Here is an 18,018-nt window from a genome sequence, read left to right as displayed (position 1 = left end):
ATTGTAATTCATTAAGACAGGGAGAAAACATGAACCGATTTACAGATAAAGTGGTTGTCGTTACCGGCGCGGGTTCAGGTATGGGCGCAGCGTCTGCCCGGCGTTTTGCCAAAGAGGGCGCGATTGTGGTGCTGGTCGGGCGAACCAAAGAAAAGCTCGAGAAGGTCGCCAGCACGTTGAGCAGCACGCAATATTATATTCATCTGGCGGATGTATCTTTGGCGCAGGACGTCGAGCGCATGGCGGCAGTGATCGAAGATAAATTTGGCCGCGTCGATGTGCTGGTCAATGGCGCGGGCGTGGTGGTGCAGGGTAAAGTCACTGAAGCCAGCCTCGATGACTGGCAGAAAATCATGGCGATCGACCTGAGCGGCGTTTTCTACTGCACTCGCTTCTTCATGCCAGCGCTGATTAAAAGCAAAGGCAACATCGTCAATATTTCTTCGGTATCCGGTATGGGTGGCGACTGGGGAATGAGCTTTTACAACGCAGCCAAAGGCGGCGTGACCAACTTTACCCGCTCAATCGCGATGGATCACGGCAAAGACGGCGTGCGCGTTAATGCGGTTTGCCCGTCTCTGACTTTCACTGAGATGGCGGCGGGGATTAAAGACAATCAGCCGCTGCTGGATAAATTCGCCGAACGCATCCCGCTCGGTCGCGGCGCAGAGCCGGAAGAAATTGCGGATGTCATCGCGTTCCTTGCCAGCCACGACGCGCGATTCGTCACCGGCGTGAATCTGCCGGTGGACGGTGGCCTGAGCGCATCTAACGGCCAGCCTCCGCAGGCATAAACACCTTTCTGGCTCATCGTTCCCGGCATCAGCGCGGGCCGGTGAGCCATTTTCCCATCGTTCCTCGCAAATCTGCGCGTTCCCTTTCTGCCTTCAGCCGAGGTTAGTTATCATAGCCAGATTCTGCTGACAGGTAGCCAACCATGACCCATCCCCTTTTTTCTGTTCTGTCTCCAATACTTGAGGACTTCGCAGGCATCCGCCATGTGTATTTTGCCGGTGCTCAGCATCCGGTGCCTTCGCTGGCATATCAGGTGGATTTTCCGCGTCTGGAGCTGATTCTGGACGGCGAGCAGATGATGGAATGGGAAGACGAGCAGGGCAAAAGTCAGACGACGCGAATGCTGGCGGGCGATGCATTGTTCGTTCCGGCCAAAGGCTGGAACAGCCCGCAGTGGCAAAAGCCGGTGCGCACGTTGAGTATTCTGTTTGGCAAGCAACAGCTTGGATTCAGCCTGCTTCACTGGGATGGTACAGGGTTTGATGGGAGCGAAAAGGGCAATATTGGCAGGCGTGGACCTCGCGTCGGCGCGTTTATGTTACAGGCGTTGAATGAACTGGCGTGGCACCGAAGCGATCAGCAAACGGCACAGTTTTTGGTAAAAGGGTTGCTGAGCCATGCGTTGGATCTGTTCAGCTCTTCGGTTCAGACCGCGTCGCGCAGTCAGGCGCTGTTCACGGCGATCCGCCAGCACATCGAAGAACATTACCGCGAACCGCTGACCCGCGATTCCGTCGCCAAAGCGTTTTATATCTCACCAAATTATCTGTCACATCTGTTCCAGAAAAGCGGCGGAGTCGGGCTAAACGAATATTTGAATTATGTGCGGCTGGAGCAGGCAAAAAATCTGCTAAAAGGCTACGACATGAAGGTGAAGGAAGTCGCTCATGCTTGCGGATTTGTCGACAGCAACTACTTTTGCCGCCAGTTTAAGAAAAACACGGAGCGTTCACCTTCGGAGTATCGGCAGCAATACCGCAGCCAGTTGGAGCAAGCACAGCCATAACTAGGGTAAAACGATCTGCGTGCCCTGCGGCGAGGTGGCGATTTTTTTGACGGCAGCCATGACTTTTTCCGGCGTGCGCAAAAACGTATGCATACCCGTCTGAACGCAGCGACTGTGGGCAAAGCGCTCGCGGTTTTCAAGCTGGATCTCGGTGACCAGCAGGACAATATCGGCTTGCGCAATATCGCTTTCTGACAGCGAATTTTCGATACCCAGAGCCCCCTGCGTTTCCACTTTTACCTGCCATTTTTCCTGCGCACTGAGTTTTTCCAGACGCTCTGCCGCCATATACGTATGTGCCACACCGCTGATGCACGCCGTGACGGCGACCAATTTCAATGACATTGCTATTCCCCTTTGTCGGAAATCATTGATCCGATGTTTAACCCGCTAACCACCCAGAGTGACCCGATATCCGTAGCTTTCCGCCAGCGCACGATAAGGCGCAAGGGTTTGTGCATCCGGCACCGGCGTTTTGTGCATGGAGTAGGTTTTCCCCAGTAGCGGATACTTGGCTTCACCGTACTTGTGGAAGGGTAACAGATGGATTTCATTTAAGTGGAAGGGTTTAAGGAAATCCAGGATCTGTTGCATGTTTTCGGGCATCAGGGTGTAACCGGGGATCAGGGGTAAACGGGGCAGCAGTTTCACGCCGCGCCCGGCAAGTTCACTGAAATTCTCCAGCACACGTGGCTGATTCATGTTGAGAATGGAACGCGCCAGCGACGGATCCATTATTTTGAAATCATACAAAACCTGATCGCAACGATCGGTCAGCGAAAGCAAGTGATCCCGCGGGGCATCGCCTGCCGTTTCGATAGCCGTATGAATGCCCAGAGCCTGTAGCTCCTGCAATAACGCGCTGGCAAAAGCATGTTGCATCAGCACTTCACCCCCCGAAAGCGTGACGCCACCGCCAGAGGAGCGGAAAAACACTTCGTCCTTAAGCAGACGTTTCATCAGTTCTGGCAGCGTAATGTCTTCGCCGATGTATTCCATCGCACCGCTGGGGCATTCATCCGGATCTTGCAGGCATGTCCGGCAGTTCAGGCATTTCGTCTGCCGTTTGATGGTCTGTATGCGCGGCGACATGGACTCGGGGTTGGCGCACCACGGGCAGCGGTGCGGGCATCCTTTAAAGAAAACCAGGGTACGGATACCCTGGCCATCATTGAGCGAAAACCGCTGAATGTTGAAGATGCGTCCACGCAGGGTGTTATCTGCAACGATCGTTTTCACGACGACGGGGATGCGCAGCTCAGAGCTGGTGCGCGGTTCGACCGATAATGTCATCCTGAATCTCCTTTGACAGCTCGACGAAGAATGCGCTGTAGCCAGCTACCCTGACGACCAGCCCCGCGAAATCCTGCGGACGCTTTTGCGCTTCGCGCAGTTGCTCTGCATTGACCACGTTGAATTGCACATGCTGCAATTTCAGACGGGTAAACGCACCGAGAAAATCTGCCAGTTTGTTCAGCCCTTGCTGACCTTCCAGCGTCGACGGCGTGAATTTCACATTCAGCAGCGTACCATTGGAAAGCAGCGTGTTATCGAGTTTGCTGACCGATTTCAGTACGGCTGTGGGTCCTTGGTGATCCTGCCCGAGCATTGGTGAAAGACCGCCGTCGGCCAGCTGTTCACCGGCAAAGCGACCATCCGGCGTTGCGCCTACAACCGCACCTAACGGCACGTGTGCCGACACGGTGTACGAGCCCGGCGTGAACTGTCCACCTCGCGGGTTACGGTATTGTTCGACCTCTTTGCAGTAATAACGCAGCAAATCGGCGCTGATCAAATCAACTTCATCGACATCGTTACCGTATTTCTCGAAGCGGTTAATCAGGCGGGCACGAATGGCACGACCTTCTTCGCTGGCAAAATTTTCTTTCAGCGATGCCAGTAACTCATCAAATGTCAGACGTTGCTGGTCAAACACCATGCCTTTCAGCGCATGCAGTGAATCGCTGAGGTTGGCGATGCCAATTCCCTGAACGCCGGAGAAGTTGTAGCGTGCACCACCTGCGGTGATGTCATTACCGCTCTCCAGACAGCCGTCAATAAATGAAGAGAGCAGCGGAACGGGTGCCCAGTCGCGGTGGCCGATGTCGCAGATGTTGCTGCCCTGCGCCATCAGTTTGACGTAGTTGCTGATTTTCTGGCGGATCTTTTCCACCAGATCCGGGTAGGTGATCGCGGTATTACCTTCGTTTTCATGCAGTGTTAATTCCATGACTTTCAGCAGATTAAACATCGCTATATCGTGCAGGCCGTAAGTTTTCCCCGGAATCGACAGTTCCACACAGCCGACAACGGCATAATCCCGAGCGTCTTCCAGCCGTACACCGCGGTTCAGAAACGCGGGCACCACCACTTCATCATTGAAAATTTGCGGTATGCCGGTGCCGAGACGGATGGTTTCGGCTGTTTTCAGCAGGAATGGGCGGTCAATGAGTTCATTTACCCGTACGCCGAGATTGGGCTGTGGCAGGCAGATGCTCTGGTAGGCATCCAGACACAGAAATGAAAGCACGTTTACGGCGCTGCGCCCGGCTTCGGTAAGGCCACCAAGCAAGATGGTATAACCGGTCGGGAAGCCGGCGAAATAGCGGGCGCTGGAGGCAGAGCGCAGCAGAACGATGTCGTTGCATTTCACCCACAGGCTTTCCAGCAGTTCTTTAAGGAACGCCGGCGATTCCCCGTGAGACAGGGAATACTGGTAGAACGGCAACATATACTGATCGAAGCGCCCGAGTGAGAGCGAACTGGCGTTGGATTCGTACTGCAAAATAATGTTCATGTACCAGAACAACTGGCAGGCCTGATAGAAATCCTGTGGCGCACGTGCTGAGATATGCAGCGAAATACCGGCGATTCTTTCCAGCTCCTGCTTTCTTTGCGGGTCTTTGCACTCGTCCGCCATCAGCGTCGCCAGTGCGGCGTAGCGAAGAATATGCCGCTGTGCCGCCTGCAAGAGGAGTAATGCAGCCTGATAAAACGGATTATCCGGGTGCTGTAAAATATGCTGTTGGAGTTCAGCCACCAGACCCTCAAGACCAGTGTTCAGCAGGCGCGGATAATCAATAATAATATGCCCCTGGCCTTTGTCGGTCTGGTTGATGCTGAAAATCTGCGTTTTGGTGGCGGCGGTAACCTCTTCCGGCATCTGGCTGTTGATGAAATCTTTCATTGAACGCGATTCCCAGTAAGGGAAGAGTTGCTCGCGGTAAATCTGTTTATCCTCCGCAGAAATGTTGAAACGATCCTGCGGACGGGTGGAGAAAGCATCCAGCTCTTTCAGCAGCCAGTAGGGATCCATTTCAGGAGAGACGATCCCCGCACGTGGCTTAACCGTGCGATTACCGGCAATCAGTTCGTCTTCGCGCAGGCTAATCTCAACGTTATCCAGAATGTATGCCGTGGCCTTCGCGCGGCGAAGAATCGTCGGTTCGCCTTCCGTCTTTCGATGGCTTGCGGTATACAGCAGGGCGCGTTCCAGCGAAATTTCACGCGGGGTGGCGAAAAGCGCGGCCTTCAGACGTTCGATGCGGGAAGTCATCCTGTTCTCCTTAAATTCAATCCGTGACTGCAGTATTGTTGAGGTGTACGGCAATCTTTTCCATGATGGCGTCGGCACGTTTGACTGCATCACTGATGCCAACCCGCACCGTCACTTTGCCTTTAAAGCGTTCCTCGAATTTAATGCCTATATCTTTGGTCAGAATCACAATGTCCGCGGCGGCCACGTCTTCTGCCGTCAGCTCGTTCTCCAGACCGATTGAGCCCTGTGTTTCCACTTTGCATTCCCAGCCTTTGGCGTTGGCCGCACGTTCAATGGCCTCAGCGGCCATGTAGGTATGAGCAACGCCGGACGGGCAGGCGGTGACAGCAATAATCTTGGTCATAGTGTTTTCCCTGGTGTCAGTTAATTTCAAAGTCCAAATCCAGATCAGATTCCTGGTGGTTTTTAGTGGATTGTTTTTTGGCGGCAAGATATTTCAGCAGATTGAGACACAGAGCAGTGACGATCATGCCAACCAGCAGCGCGCCGATATAAGCAAATTTGCCCTGAACGACGGGCAGTACGATCAGTCCGCCCCAGCCCGCATAGCATTCTGCGCCGAGCAACGCGGCGGTGACCGCCGCACAAGCAGAACCGATCATGATGGAAGGAATAACGCGCAGCGGATCAGCGGCGGCGAAAGGGATTGCGCCCTCAGTGATGCCAACGCAGCCCATTAACATGGCCGCTTTCCCCGCTTCGCGTTCTTCTGAGGAGTAAAACTTGCGGCCAATCAGCGTGGCGAAACCGACACCGAGCGGCGGTGTGGCGATGGCAACGGCGGCAATGGCGACGACGGTATACACGCCCTGCGCGACGCAGATCAGCATAAATGCGTAGGCAACCTTATTGACTGGCCCGCCCATGTCGAAGGCCAGCATCAGACCCATAATGATGGCGAGTACCACAATGCTGCCTTGCTGCATCCCTTGCAGCCAGTGGGTAAGCGAAGTGGTCAGCAACCCGACGGGTTCGCCGAGCCCCCACATCATGATCCCCGCCGTCAGCAAGGTGCCGACGATCGGGATCACGAAGATCGGCATCACAGAGCGAAGGATCTTCGGAACCGGGATCTTTTTGAGATAGAAAACGATAATGCCGCCGAGCAGACCAGCGATGATCGCACCAAAAAAGCCTGCGCCAAAGGACGCACCTACCCAGGCACCGATGGCCGCAGGGGCCAGCGCCGAGCGGTCAGCGATGGAGTAACCGATATAGGCGGCCAAAAAAGGCACCATCAGGGTCAGACCGGCAACACCGATATCAAACAGCTTTTTCAAATTCGGATCGGTTAAAGCATCCGGCACGGCACCTTTACCGTAAAGCATGACAGAGATGGCCAGCAAAATGCCGCCCGCGACCACAAAAGGAATCATGTGTGAGACGCCAGTCATCAGGTGCTGGCGGGTATTTTTTAGAATATTGAGCAAGTCTTTCATGATTAGCTCCTGGAGCTTCCGGTGTCGGGCGTAACGATCGCAAATATCAGGGCTTCTTTTCGGGAAAAAGCTCAGATACTGAAAGGGTATCGACGACAACAATAGGCTGAGGGTCGTGGCGCTAATAGTGGACAGATTTGTGTTTTACTGGACTTTTGTAATGTTCGATCGAAAATGCGAGCAGCTTCAAATAACCCGTGATAACGGGAGATTTGTCGACTCCTGTACAGTGTGAGCTGTCTCGCAAAAAACGGTATGCATTACATTTATCCAGTGTTTGTCATTTTTGTCTGGTAGCCACCGCGAGCCTGGAGCTCCTATTCTGCAAGTGTCGGTAATTATCACCGGCATCTGGGATGAGGATTCAGAAATGACCAAGAAGTTGAGCTTCACCTGCGTACTGGTTAATGGGGTTCATGCCCGTCCGGCGAGCCATATTGAATCGTTATGCAACGGGTTTAAATCGACGTTTCAATGGCATAACGCTCGTACTGACCGCGTTGCCGACGGTAAAAGTGTGTTGTCACTGATTGGCGCAGATATTCTGCCTGGCGATGAATGCCATGTGACGGTCGAAGGTGCGGACGAAGTGGCTGCGCTGGCAGCGCTTGCACATTTCATCGAGCATCAATTTCCGCTTTGTGATGAAGCCCTTCCTGAACACGATGAGACCGCAGAACGTGAGCCTCTCCCCGAATCCCTGGCGCATCTTTCCCCGGTGATATACCGCGCCCGTTCCGTCAGTGAAGGCTGCGCGCTGGGCAAACTGGTTAATCTCTCCAACGTGAATCTGACGGCACTTACCGATTTGCCTGCGTCTCAAGGCAAGGATAAAGAACAAAGTTTGCTTTCCGGTGGGCTGGCGCAGCTCGAAAAATCTATTGAATTACAGCTGATGGAGGGCAGCGGCACCATTACCGCTGTGCTTGAAGCGCATCGTTCTTTGCTGCGCGATAACAGCCTGCGCGACGCGTTGCTAAGCCATGTGATGGAAGGAAAAAGCTGTGCGCAGAGCATCGTGGAAACCGCCACGCATTTCAGTGCACAACTCGCACAATCGTCCAGTGCTTACCTGCGTGAACGGGAACTGGATATTCGTGATGTCAGTTTCCAGCTGTTGCAGCATATCTACGGCGAAGCGCGATTTGCTTCCCAGCAAACCCTCACTGAAACCAGCATCTGTCTGGCGGATGAACTGACCCCAAGCCAGTTTCTTGAACTGGATAAAAAGTATCTGAAAGGCCTGCTGCTCGGCAGCGGCGGCAGCACGTCCCATACTGTTATTCTCGCGCGATCGTTCAATATTCCTACGCTGGTGGGTGTCGACCCTCAGCCTTTGCAGGTATATCTGCGTCAGGACGTGCAGATCGATGGTGATCTGGGGCTGATAGCCTGCGCGCTGACAGAGCCGGTACGGCGTTATTATTGTCAGGAGCAGGCCGTCCATCAGGCATTGCGCCAGCAGCAGAGTGTTTATCTCGACAAACCAGGCTATACCGCTGACGGCGTGCGGATGGAAGTGGCGGCGAACATTGCGCATTCAGTCGAAGCCAGTGCCGCTTTCAGTAACGGCGCCGAAGCGGTCGGCCTCTTCCGTACAGAAATGCTGTATATGGATCGCGTCAGCGCCCCTTCGGAAGACGAGTTGTACAACATATATTGTCAGGCGACGGAAGCGGCGAAAGGGAAAACCATTATCGTGCGGACGATGGATATCGGTGGAGATAAGCCGGTTCATTATCTGAATATTCCCGCTGAGAATAATCCGTTCCTCGGTTATCGCGCTGTTCGTATTTATCAGGAATTCTTACCGCTGTTCCACACTCAGCTGCGTTCGATCCTGCGGGCATCGGCGCACGGAACACTGAAAATCATGATCCCGATGATCTCCTCGATAGAAGAGATTTTATGGATCAAAGATCGTCTGGCAGAAGCCAAACAGTCCCTGCGCAGCGAGCAGATCCCATTCGATGAAAAAATTCAGTTGGGGATCATGCTGGAAGTACCGTCGGTGATGTTCATCATCGATCAGTGCTGCGAAGAGATTGATTTCTTTAGCATCGGTAGTAACGATCTCACGCAATATCTGCTGGCGGTCGACCGCGACAACGCTAAAGTGACCCGCCATTACAACAGTCTGAATCCGGCGTTCCTGCGCGGCCTCGATCATGTCGTGCGTGAAGTGCATCGTCACGGTAAATGGATAGGGCTGTGTGGTGAACTGGGTGCGAAGGGCTCGGTGCTGCCGCTGTTGGTTGGGCTGGGGCTGGATGAAATCAGCATGAGCGCACCGTCGATTCCAGTCACCAAAGCGCGGCTGTCGAAACTCGACAGCCGCGAATGTCGTCTTTTGCTAAACCGCGCGATGCAGTGCCGCACGTCGCTGGAAGTTGAACACCTGCTGGCACAGTTCCGTATGGACGTGAACGACGCGCCGCTGATCACTGCAGAATGCGTGGCGCTCAATACCGACTGGCGCAGCAAAGAAGAAGTCATCAAAGGCATGGTCGATAACTTAATGCTCGCCGGGCGCTGCCGGTATCCGCGCAAACTCGCGGCGGACGTCTGGGCGCGCGAAGCAGTGTTTTCCACCGGTCTCGGCTTCGGTTTCGCCATTCCACATACCAAATCTGAACACATCGAACAATCAACCATTAGCGTGGCGAAGTTACAGGAGCCGGTGCAATGGGGTGACGAAGAGGCGCAGTTTGTCATCATGCTGACACTTAACAAACACGCCGCGGGTGACCAGCACATGCGGATTTTCTCAAAGCTGGCGCGCCGGATTATGCACGACAGTTTCCGCGATGCGTTGATGCAGTCAACTACGGCGGTGCAAATTGAAGCGCTGCTGAAACAAGAGCTTGAACTCTGACAGGAGATGGTATGGAACTCTATCTGGATACTGCTGATATCGGCGAGGTTAAACGTTTTTCGCGGATTTTACCGTTGCAGGGCGTAACCACTAATCCGAGCATTGTGGCGAAAGCACGTACCTCATTATGGGAAGTATTACCGGCACTGCGCGATGCGCTGGGCGGCGAAGGAAAACTGTTTGCACAGGTTTTGGCCAGCCAGGCTGATCAGATGGTTGAAGAGGCGGAACTGCTGCATTCCCGCGTACCGGGACTGGTCGTCAAAGTGCCGGTCACTGCCGAAGGGCTGGCAGCGATGAAAATTCTGCGCACCCGCAAAATCCCGATGCTGGGCACTGCGGTGTACGGCGCAGGGCAGGGGCTGCTTTCGGCACTGGCGGGGGCGGAATATGTCGCGCCCTATGTGAACAGGCTGGATGCTCAGGGTGGAGACGGTATTGCGATGGTCACTGAGTTGCAGCAATTACTGACGCTGCATGCCCCGCACGCAAAAGTGCTGGCCGCCAGCTTTAAAACGCCGCGTCAGGCGCTGGCGTGCCTGCTGGCCGGATGTCAGTCGATCACGTTGCCGGTGGATGTGGCGGAGCAGTTTATCAGTGCGCCTGCGGTTCAGGCTGCGGTCGAAAAGTTTGAAGAAGACTGGCAGGGCGCGTTCGGGCGGCTGTCGCTGTAATCCTTCATTTTATTTTGATGAAAGTATTTCAGGTAAATGGCCCGGCAGGGAAATCTGTCGGGCCATTTCTGTTTCAGCCAATGATGCCTGCTAACGCGATTATTTCACACCGTAGTGCGCGAAGAATTCCAGCATCCGTTTCCAGCCATCGGCTGCGGCTTCTGCGTTATAGCTCGGGCGATAATCGGCGTTAAATGCGTGCCCGGCCTCGGGATACACCACGATTTCCGCATCAGCATTGGCGGCGCGAATGGCCTGACGCATGGTTTCAATCGTTTCCTGCGGAATGCTGGAGTCCTGCCCGCCGTACAATCCAAGCACTGGCGCATCAAGAGCGGCAGCGCGGTCTACTGGATTCGACGGGCTGGTCAGCGTTTTATCGCCCACCAGTTTGCCATACCACGCCACACCGGCTTTCAGCTGCGGGTTGTGCGCCGCATAAAGCCAGGTGATCCGCCCACCCCAGCAGAACCCCGTAATGCCTAATTTTGAGATATCGCCGCCGTGCTGCGACGCCCAGTGGGCCGCGTGGTCAAGATCGGAAAGTACCTGCTGATCCGGCACTTTACTGACCAGATTAGCAAATAACTCGCTGATTTCATTGTAATCGCGCGGATCTCCTTGACGGAAATACAGTTCGGGGGCGATCGCCAGATAGCCCTGCTTTGCCAGACGGCGACAAACATCCTGAATGTGTTCGTGTACGCCAAAAATCTCCTGCACCACCAGAACGATAGGTAATTTACCGGTGAATTGCTCCGGACGGGCGAGATAGGCGGGCAGATCTTCTCCCTGCGAAGGGATGGTAGTCTGTCCGGCGTGCAGGCCGTCGGTATCCGTGTGGATTGTCGTTTCAGCAACCGGCGTCACGGCCGGTGCAAAGCTGGTCGGAGCCTGTTTCAAGGGGAGGATTTCATCATTTTTCATTGGAGTCTCCATACAGAAAATTTGCGCTTTGGATTAAAACTATAGCCGGAAAGCGGCAACAGCAAGGCGCAAGAGATGTTCTATAGTTAAAAGTTAGTCAGGAAAACTGTCACGGAAGACCCATGGAACGTCCGAAACTTAAGTAGGAGTCTTGTGCAATGTCGAAATTACCTTCAAAAAAAACCAAGAAAAGTGAGTCACCACCGGTAAGCCACGCCCCCGCCACGGGCATTAAATCCACCCAACCTGGCCTGGGAGACTTAGCTCCCACCGATCGCGCTTATCAGCCTTCGCCGCAACCGACGCCGCCCGGAAAAGAGCCAACCGCCTCCGGCAGTGCCAAAAGTCCGCAGAATACTAACGCCAAACTCGATGCGCTTGAGCGACATCGTAAAAATGGTGAAAAACAGCCGCTGACCACCAATCAGGGGACGAAAATCTCTGATGATCAAAACTCGCTGAAAGCCGGAAGCCGTGGCCCGACTCTGCTGGAAGATTTCATTCTGCGCGAGAAAATCACCCATTTTGACCACGAGCGTATTCCCGAACGTATCGTTCATGCGCGAGGTGCTGCGGCCCACGGCTATTTTCAGCCTTACCGCAGCATGAAATCTGTCACCAAAGCCAGTTTCCTCTCTGACCCGAAAAAGCAGACTCCTGTGTTTGTGCGCTTTTCTACTGTGCAGGGTTCCCGAGGTTCTGCGGATTCCGTCCGTGATATTCGCGGCTGGGCTACCAAGTTTTATACCGATGAAGGTATTTACGATTTGGTCGGTAACAACACGCCGGTCTTCTTTATTCAGGACGCTCACAAGTTCCCGGATTTTGTGCATGCCGTAAAACCTGAACCGCATAATGAAATTCCGCAGGGCGCCAGCGCGCACGATTCCTTCTGGGATTACGTTTCCCTGCAACCTGAAACCTTGCATAACGTGTTCTGGGCGATGTCTGACCGTGGCATTCCGCGCAGTTACCGCACGATGGAAGGTTTCGGCATCCACACATTTCGCTTTGTGAATGCCAAAGGAAAATCCACCTTCGTTCGTTTTCACTGGAAACCGCTGGCGGGTAAAGCCTCACTGTTGTGGGATGAAGCGCAGAAACTGGCCGGGAAAGATGCGGATTTTCACCGCCGTGACCTGTGGGAATCCATCGAAGCTGGCGATTATCCGGAGTATGAACTGGGCGTTCAATTGATCCCCGAAGAGGACGAATTCAAATTTGATTTCGATTTGCTCGACCCGACCAAACTGATTCCGGAAAAACTGGTGCCGGTGCAGCTCATCGGCAAGATGGTGCTTAACCGTAACCCTGATAACTACTTTGCGGAAACCGAACAGGTCGCGTTCCATCCGGGGCACGTGGTGCCGGGCATCGATTTCACTAACGATCCGTTGTTACAGGGCCGACTTTTCTCCTACACCGATACGCAGATAAGCCGTCTGGGCGGACCGAATTTCCACGAAATCCCGATTAACCGGCCGACCTGCCCATACCATAACTTCCAGCGTGACGGTATGCACCGTCAGGATGTAGATACCAATCCGGCAAACTACGAGCCGAATTCTATCAACAACAACTGGCCGCGAGAAACGCCTCCGGCCGCATCGGGCGGCGGTTTCGAAAGTTATCCTGAGCGAATTGATGCGGCAAAAGTACGCCAGCGCAGCGAGTCGTTTGCTGAGTTTTATGCGCAGCCGCGCCTGTTCTGGCTGAGTCAGACGCCAACCGAGCAGGATCACATTGCCGGGGCGTTCTCGTTTGAATTATCCAAAGTTGCCCGGCCTTATATCCGCGAGCGCGTGGTGGATTTGCTGGCACGTGTCGATCAGTCTCTGGCACAGAAGGTGGCGAAAAACGTCGGGGTGACGCTTTCAGCAGACACGCTGAAAATTAAACCCCCAAAACCGGTGAATGGTCTGGACAGCGATCCGTCGCTCAGCCTGTATGCCAGCGGTAAAGGGGTGATTAAAGGGCGACAGGTTGCGCTGCTGCTGGGCGACGGCGTTCATGCGGCCGATGTTCTGGAAACCTTGCAGGCGCTTCAGGCTGCGGGCGTTCATCCTAAACTACTGGCCAGCCATCTGGGGACGGTGACCGCCGATGATGGCTCGACGTTACCGATTGACGCGACGTTTGCCGGGTCGCCGTCAATCACCGTTGATGCTGTGATAGTGCCGCACGGGCATATCGATGCGTTGCTGATGAGCGGGGATGCACGTCATTTCGTTCTTGAAGCCTATAAACATCTGAAAGTTATCGGCCTGAGCGGAGACGCGCGCCGCTTTAAATCACTTCTGGGGCTGAAGGATGATGTCAAAGAAGAGGGGATTATCGAAGGCGAAAAAGCCGAAGGTGCGCTGCTGAAGGCATTCCTGAAAGATTTGGCGAAGCACCGGATCTGGTCACGCAGCGCTGCAGCTGACGCCGTTCCCGCCTGATTTACGGCAAATATCCATGCAGACAGAGCCCCTCACGGGGCAATGTCTGCTTTTTTATGTCTCTACTGGAGGCATCACGTATAAAATTTCCTCTTTAGCGGCATAATTTGTGATGAGAATCACAAATTAAATGTATGCGTTGTTCTTGTTGTTACATCATAGTGACGACCGTCACGAAATGGCGTCACAATGTTCAGTACAGTTGCCGGGTGTTCCTCCTGCCAATAATTGACCTTACACACAGAGGAGTTTGTTATGTCTCAGCCTGAAGTTTTCCACCTTGGCCTGACCAAAAAAGATTTAAACGGTGCGACGCTGGCGATTGTTCCCGGCGACCCTGAGCGCGTGGAGAAGATTGCCAAACTGATGGAAAACCCGGTTCGCCTGGCTTCCCACCGCGAATTTACATCATGGCGCGCTGAGCTTGACGGCAAATCTGTGATCGTCTGCTCAACCGGTATCGGTGGCCCGTCAACGTCTATCGCAGTCGAGGAGCTGGCACAGCTCGGTATCCGCACCTTCCTGCGCGTTGGTACTACGGGTGCCATCCAGCCGCATATCAATGTCGGCGACGTTTTGGTGACGACCGCAGCTGTGCGCCTTGACGGGGCTAGCCTGCACTTTGCACCGATGGAATTCCCGGCAGTGGCCGATTTCGCCTGTACTACAGCGCTGGTCGCTGCGGCAGAAGCCGTGGGCGCACAAACACATATCGGCGTAACTGCCTCTTCCGACACCTTCTATCCGGGTCAGGAGCGTTATGATACTTACTCCGGCCGTGTTGTTCGTCGTTTCAAAGAATCGATGAAAGAGTGGCAGGAAATGGGCGTGATGAACTACGAAATGGAATCTGCCACCTTGCTGACCATGTGCGCAAGTCAGGGTCTGCGTGCAGGTATGGTTGCCGGTGTCATTGTGAACCGCACGCAGCAGGAAATTCCTAACGCGGAAACCATGAAAAAGACCGAAAGCCATGCAGTGAAGATTGTCGTCGAAGCCGCACGCCGCCTGATTTAATTTTTACAAAATCAGAACAACACATCACATCTATGGGCTGCCTCCGGCGGCCCATTTTTTTGCCCATTTCAAAGGATCTGTTAAGGTCAGGTTTGTAGTGAGTCTGGAATAATCACTTTCATTACGCCTCCGATTCCATGAAACAAGGAACTCCATTTTTGACTGTTAACGAGATTCTGGATTACACCACCACGTTTATTCGCGCACATCAGGTGTGGGCTGCGCCCATCGTTTTCTTTCTGGCATTCGGTGAATCACTGGCCTTTCTTTCATTGCTCCTTCCCGCGACTTTTATTTTGCTTGGGCTCGGCGCGCTGATTGGCGAAACCGGTATCCCTTTCTGGCCCATTTGGGCAGCGGCAGCGGCCGGTGCGTTCCTGGGCGACTGGCTGTCGTACTGGGTCGGTTCCCATTATCAGGATCGTGTCGGCAACTTCTGGCCGTTCTCCCGTCATCCGCAAATGCTTGTACGTGGTCACGCTTTTTTTGATAAATGGGGCATGCCGGGCGCGTTTATTGGTCGCTTCTTTGGCCCGCTTCGTGCTGTCGTCCCGTTAGTCGCGGGTATCTGTGGTATGCCGCAAAAGTATTTCCAGATTGCCAATATCACTTCCGCGCTGATCTGGGCCTTCGGTATTCTGGCACCCGGCGCCTTTGGCATTCAATGGCTCAGCCGCTGGTTTTAAATCCTGCTCTCTGTGAATGACTGCCGCAAGGGGGAAAGCGCAGGGAAATTTCTTTTTGGAAGACATCCCGCAAAGCCTTAATGCAACAGAAAATAGACTGGACATCCATACAGCCTGCTATTACCGTGACCGCAGATGACTTTAAGAAGGAAAAAGCGTGGATATCAGCATTCTGACGGCCCTTGGCGCGGGGTTAATCGGCTTGTTAGTAGGCTGGCTGCTGGCCAGTTTACGGCAGCAGCAACAGCAGACTGAGTTCGAGACTCAGCGCCGTTTGCTTGAGCAATCTCTTGAGCAGCTGAAGGGCGAAAATGACGCGCTGAAAGGCGAACGGCAGGCCTCGTTGCAGCAAATCCGTGAAGCTGAACTGGAGTTACGGAAACTTCACAGCATGCAGGCGGCCAGCCAGGAAAAACTGCAACTGCTGACGCACTGGCAAAACGAATGTGAACAGCTTAATCAGGAGCTGCGAGCGCAACGTGAAATCAACAGCGCACAGGAAGCCGAGTTACGCGAGGTGTCGACCCGTCTGGATGAAACACGTATGGCCGCCGAAGATAAGCAGCGGCTGCTGATCAACAGCGAACAGCGTCTGAGCAGCCAGTTTGAAAATCTCGCGAACCGAATCTTCGAACAAAACGGCCGGCGCGCCGACGAACAGAACAAACAAAGCCTCGATAAACTATTGTTGCCGCTCCGCGAGCAACTGGATGGTTTCCGTCGTCAGGTGCAGGACAGCTTCGGGCAGGAGGCACGTGAGCGACATACGCTGGCGCACGAGATCCGCAATCTGCAGCAACTTAATGTTGAAATGGCGCGTGAAGCCGTCAACCTCACCAAAGCGCTGAAAGGTGATAATAAGACGCAGGGAAACTGGGGCGAGGTGGTGCTGAGCCGTGTGCTGGAAGCCTCCGGTCTGCGTGAGGGATACGAATACCAGACGCAGGTTAGCGTTCAGGTGGACAGTAACAGCCGGATGCAGCCGGACGTGGTGGTACGTCTGCCGCAGAATAAAGACGTGGTGATCGACGCGAAAATGACGCTGGTGGCCTACGAACGTTACTTCAACAGTGAAGACGACAGCGAGCGTGAGCTGGCGCTCAGCGAACATATCGCGTCGGTGCGCGGGCATATTCGCTTACTGGGGCGCAAAGATTATCAGCAGCTTCCGGGTCTTCGCAGCCTCGATTATGTGCTGATGTTTATTCCCGTTGAGCCTGCTTTTCTGCTGGCCATCGACCGTGAACCCGAATTGATCAGCGAAGCGCTCCGTCACAATATTATGCTGGTCAGCCCGACGACTCTGCTGGTCGCATTACGTACCATCAGCAACTTGTGGCGCTATGAGCATCAGAGTCAGAATGCCAAACGTATTGCCGATCGCGCCGCCCGCCTGTATGACAAACTGCGTCTGTTCGTCGACGATATGGAGTCGATGGGTCAAAGTCTGGATAAAGCGCAGGGAAGTTATCGTTCCGCAATGAATAAACTCTCGCAAGGGCGTGGTAATCTCATTGGGCAGGTAGAAAGTTTCCGCGCGCTGGGCGTTGAAGTTAAACGGCCGATCAGCCCATCTCTGGCCGAGATGGCAAAAGCGGAAAACGAACCTGAAGATACCGCATCTCTACCCGACACCTCTGATGCGGAAGAAGAACCGACGTTGAACCCGAACGAATGATGACGATAGGCTAGCGGCACCCTGTTTTCACAGATTTTATGATTCAACCGATGAATCTTTGCAACATGTTGAATCAGCATCGGTGATGGGGCTTTCTAACGGGTTCTGATACACTTCTCCCCAAGAGTTTGACTGAAAAAGCAGGCATATAAAATGGAAAAGCAGACGCAGGAAACTACGCATTTTGGTTTTCGCACGGTAGCTAAAGATGACAAACAGGGGATGGTGGCAGATGTCTTCCATTCCGTGGCGGCAAAATATGACCTGATGAATGACCTGATGTCTTTCGGTATTCATCGTATCTGGAAACGTTTCACCATTGATTGCAGCGGTGTTCGCCGTGGTCAGCGTGTGCTGGATCTGGCTGGCGGTACCGGTGATTTGACCGCAAAATTCTCCAGACTTGTCGGCGAGACTGGCGAAGTCGTTCTGGCGGATATCAACGACTCCATGCTGAAAATGGGGCGTGAAAAACTGCGGAACCTCGGCATTGTGGGTAATGTCAGCTACGTTCAGGCCAACGCCGAAGCGCTGCCTTTCCCGGATAATTACTTTGACTGCATCACTATTTCTTTCGGGCTGCGTAACGTTACTGAAAAAGAAAAAGCGCTGCGCTCTATGTACCGTGTGCTTAAGCCGGGTGGCCGTTTGCTGGTGCTGGAGTTCTCCAAGCCGCAGTTGAAACCGCTCAGCAAAGCGTACGATACCTATTCCTTCCATATTTTGCCGCGTATTGGCGAGCTGGTTGCGCAAGATGCTGAAAGCTATCGCTATCTGGCTGAATCCATCCGTATGCATCCGGATCAGGAAACGCTGAAAGGCATGATGGGCGATGCCGGTTTTGAGAATGTGATTTATCACAATCTCACCGGTGGCATCGTTGCACTGCATCGGGGTTTCAAATTCTGATATGAGTATGCC

Annotated in this window: 15 protein-coding genes; 9 read left to right on the top strand and 6 right to left on the bottom strand. The window is 53.8% G+C overall.

The window, feature by feature from the left end:
• Positions 1 to 29: 29 nt before the first annotated feature.
• Positions 30 to 794 (top strand): meso-2,3-butanediol dehydrogenase, encoded by a 765-nt coding sequence (gene budC / locus AC0Z7K_RS16960; protein ID WP_485615264.1) that lies wholly within the window; start codon positions 30 to 32, stop codon positions 792 to 794.
• A 143-nt stretch (positions 795 to 937) separates the two neighbouring features.
• Complete coding sequence (locus AC0Z7K_RS16955; protein WP_485615263.1) at positions 938 to 1,801, top strand: AraC family transcriptional regulator; 864 nt, start codon at positions 938 to 940, stop codon at positions 1,799 to 1,801.
• On the opposite strand, the gene AC0Z7K_RS16950 is transcribed toward AC0Z7K_RS16955, so the two are convergent.
• From AC0Z7K_RS16950 to AC0Z7K_RS16930, 5 genes are read right to left on the bottom strand one after another with little or no spacing between them, the layout of a single operon-like run.
• On the bottom strand, positions 1,802 to 2,146 hold the full coding sequence (locus tag AC0Z7K_RS16950; RefSeq protein WP_112165609.1) for a PTS fructose-like transporter subunit IIB: 345 nt from the start codon (positions 2,144 to 2,146) through the stop codon (positions 1,802 to 1,804).
• 45 nt (positions 2,147 to 2,191) lie between these two features.
• Positions 2,192 to 3,094, bottom strand: a complete 903-nt coding sequence (locus AC0Z7K_RS16945; protein WP_485615262.1) for a [formate-C-acetyltransferase]-activating enzyme — start codon at positions 3,092 to 3,094, stop codon at positions 2,192 to 2,194.
• On the bottom strand, positions 3,060 to 5,357 hold the full coding sequence (locus tag AC0Z7K_RS16940) for a formate C-acetyltransferase (protein ID WP_485615260.1): 2,298 nt from the start codon (positions 5,355 to 5,357) through the stop codon (positions 3,060 to 3,062). Before AC0Z7K_RS16940 ends, AC0Z7K_RS16945 begins: the two co-directional genes overlap by 35 nt.
• Before the next feature lie 16 nt (positions 5,358 to 5,373).
• On the bottom strand, positions 5,374 to 5,703 hold the full coding sequence (locus AC0Z7K_RS16935; RefSeq protein ID WP_413531127.1) for a PTS fructose-like transporter subunit IIB: 330 nt from the start codon (positions 5,701 to 5,703) through the stop codon (positions 5,374 to 5,376).
• A gap of 16 nt (positions 5,704 to 5,719) precedes the next feature.
• Positions 5,720 to 6,799 carry a PTS fructose transporter subunit EIIC gene (locus AC0Z7K_RS16930; protein ID WP_413531128.1) on the bottom strand — a complete coding sequence of 360 codons (1,080 nt, stop codon included), beginning with the start codon at positions 6,797 to 6,799 and terminating at the stop codon, positions 5,720 to 5,722.
• A 370-nt stretch (positions 6,800 to 7,169) separates the two neighbouring features.
• On the opposite strand from AC0Z7K_RS16930, the gene ptsP reads away from it, so the two are divergent.
• A complete protein-coding gene (gene ptsP, locus AC0Z7K_RS16925; protein ID WP_485615259.1) occupies positions 7,170 to 9,674 on the top strand; it encodes a phosphoenolpyruvate--protein phosphotransferase in 2,505 nt (834 codons plus the stop codon).
• Between the two features lie 11 nt (positions 9,675 to 9,685).
• Positions 9,686 to 10,348 (top strand): fructose-6-phosphate aldolase, encoded by a 663-nt coding sequence (gene fsa / locus AC0Z7K_RS16920; RefSeq protein WP_485615258.1) that lies wholly within the window; start codon positions 9,686 to 9,688, stop codon positions 10,346 to 10,348.
• Between the two features lie 99 nt (positions 10,349 to 10,447).
• Here the strand turns inward: fsa and AC0Z7K_RS16915 are convergent, their stop codons facing one another.
• Positions 10,448 to 11,275 carry a dienelactone hydrolase family protein gene (locus AC0Z7K_RS16915; RefSeq protein WP_413531131.1) on the bottom strand — a complete coding sequence of 276 codons (828 nt, stop codon included), beginning with the start codon at positions 11,273 to 11,275 and terminating at the stop codon, positions 10,448 to 10,450.
• A 158-nt stretch (positions 11,276 to 11,433) separates the two neighbouring features.
• Here AC0Z7K_RS16915 and katE point away from each other — a divergent pair, with 158 nt between their 5' ends.
• From katE to ubiE, 5 genes are all read left to right on the top strand, one after another.
• The gene (gene katE, locus AC0Z7K_RS16910) at positions 11,434 to 13,716 is read left to right on the top strand and encodes a catalase HPII (RefSeq protein ID WP_485615257.1); all 2,283 of its coding nucleotides are present in this window, start codon (positions 11,434 to 11,436) and stop codon (positions 13,714 to 13,716) included.
• Between the two features lie 255 nt (positions 13,717 to 13,971).
• Complete coding sequence (gene udp, locus AC0Z7K_RS16905) at positions 13,972 to 14,733, top strand: uridine phosphorylase (protein WP_485615256.1); 762 nt, start codon at positions 13,972 to 13,974, stop codon at positions 14,731 to 14,733.
• 158 nt (positions 14,734 to 14,891) lie between these two features.
• Complete coding sequence (locus tag AC0Z7K_RS16900; protein WP_485615255.1) at positions 14,892 to 15,419, top strand: DedA family protein; 528 nt, start codon at positions 14,892 to 14,894, stop codon at positions 15,417 to 15,419.
• Between the two features lie 157 nt (positions 15,420 to 15,576).
• Positions 15,577 to 17,097 (top strand): DNA recombination protein RmuC, encoded by a 1,521-nt coding sequence (gene rmuC / locus AC0Z7K_RS16895; RefSeq protein WP_485615254.1) that lies wholly within the window; start codon positions 15,577 to 15,579, stop codon positions 17,095 to 17,097.
• A gap of 153 nt (positions 17,098 to 17,250) precedes the next feature.
• Positions 17,251 to 18,006, top strand: coding sequence for a bifunctional demethylmenaquinone methyltransferase/2-methoxy-6-polyprenyl-1,4-benzoquinol methylase UbiE (gene ubiE, locus AC0Z7K_RS16890; RefSeq protein ID WP_112168235.1), 756 nt, complete (start codon positions 17,251 to 17,253; stop codon positions 18,004 to 18,006).
• Positions 18,007 to 18,018 lie beyond the last annotated feature (12 nt).

It is taken from the genome of Rahnella sp. 1L-D-7-B-C2 (assembly GCF_057290995.1).
Note: the sequence above shows the minus strand (reverse complement) of the source record. Positions and strands in the feature narration are given on the sequence as shown.

Coding starts and splice junctions, on each gene's coding strand:
- katE (WP_485615257.1), top strand. CDS start 11,434: ATGTCGAAATTACCTTCAAAAAAAACCAAGAAAAGTGAGTCACCACCG.
- AC0Z7K_RS16930 (WP_413531128.1), bottom strand. CDS start 6,799: ATGAAAGACTTGCTCAATATTCTAAAAAATACCCGCCAGCACCTGATG.
- ubiE (WP_112168235.1), top strand. CDS start 17,251: ATGGAAAAGCAGACGCAGGAAACTACGCATTTTGGTTTTCGCACGGTA.
- udp (WP_485615256.1), top strand. CDS start 13,972: ATGTCTCAGCCTGAAGTTTTCCACCTTGGCCTGACCAAAAAAGATTTA.
- AC0Z7K_RS16940 (WP_485615260.1), bottom strand. CDS start 5,357: ATGACTTCCCGCATCGAACGTCTGAAGGCCGCGCTTTTCGCCACCCCG.
- AC0Z7K_RS16945 (WP_485615262.1), bottom strand. CDS start 3,094: ATGACATTATCGGTCGAACCGCGCACCAGCTCTGAGCTGCGCATCCCC.
- ptsP (WP_485615259.1), top strand. CDS start 7,170: ATGACCAAGAAGTTGAGCTTCACCTGCGTACTGGTTAATGGGGTTCAT.
- budC (WP_485615264.1), top strand. CDS start 30: ATGAACCGATTTACAGATAAAGTGGTTGTCGTTACCGGCGCGGGTTCA.
- AC0Z7K_RS16955 (WP_485615263.1), top strand. CDS start 938: ATGACCCATCCCCTTTTTTCTGTTCTGTCTCCAATACTTGAGGACTTC.
- AC0Z7K_RS16915 (WP_413531131.1), bottom strand. CDS start 11,275: ATGAAAAATGATGAAATCCTCCCCTTGAAACAGGCTCCGACCAGCTTT.
- AC0Z7K_RS16950 (WP_112165609.1), bottom strand. CDS start 2,146: ATGTCATTGAAATTGGTCGCCGTCACGGCGTGCATCAGCGGTGTGGCA.
- AC0Z7K_RS16935 (WP_413531127.1), bottom strand. CDS start 5,703: ATGACCAAGATTATTGCTGTCACCGCCTGCCCGTCCGGCGTTGCTCAT.
- fsa (WP_485615258.1), top strand. CDS start 9,686: ATGGAACTCTATCTGGATACTGCTGATATCGGCGAGGTTAAACGTTTT.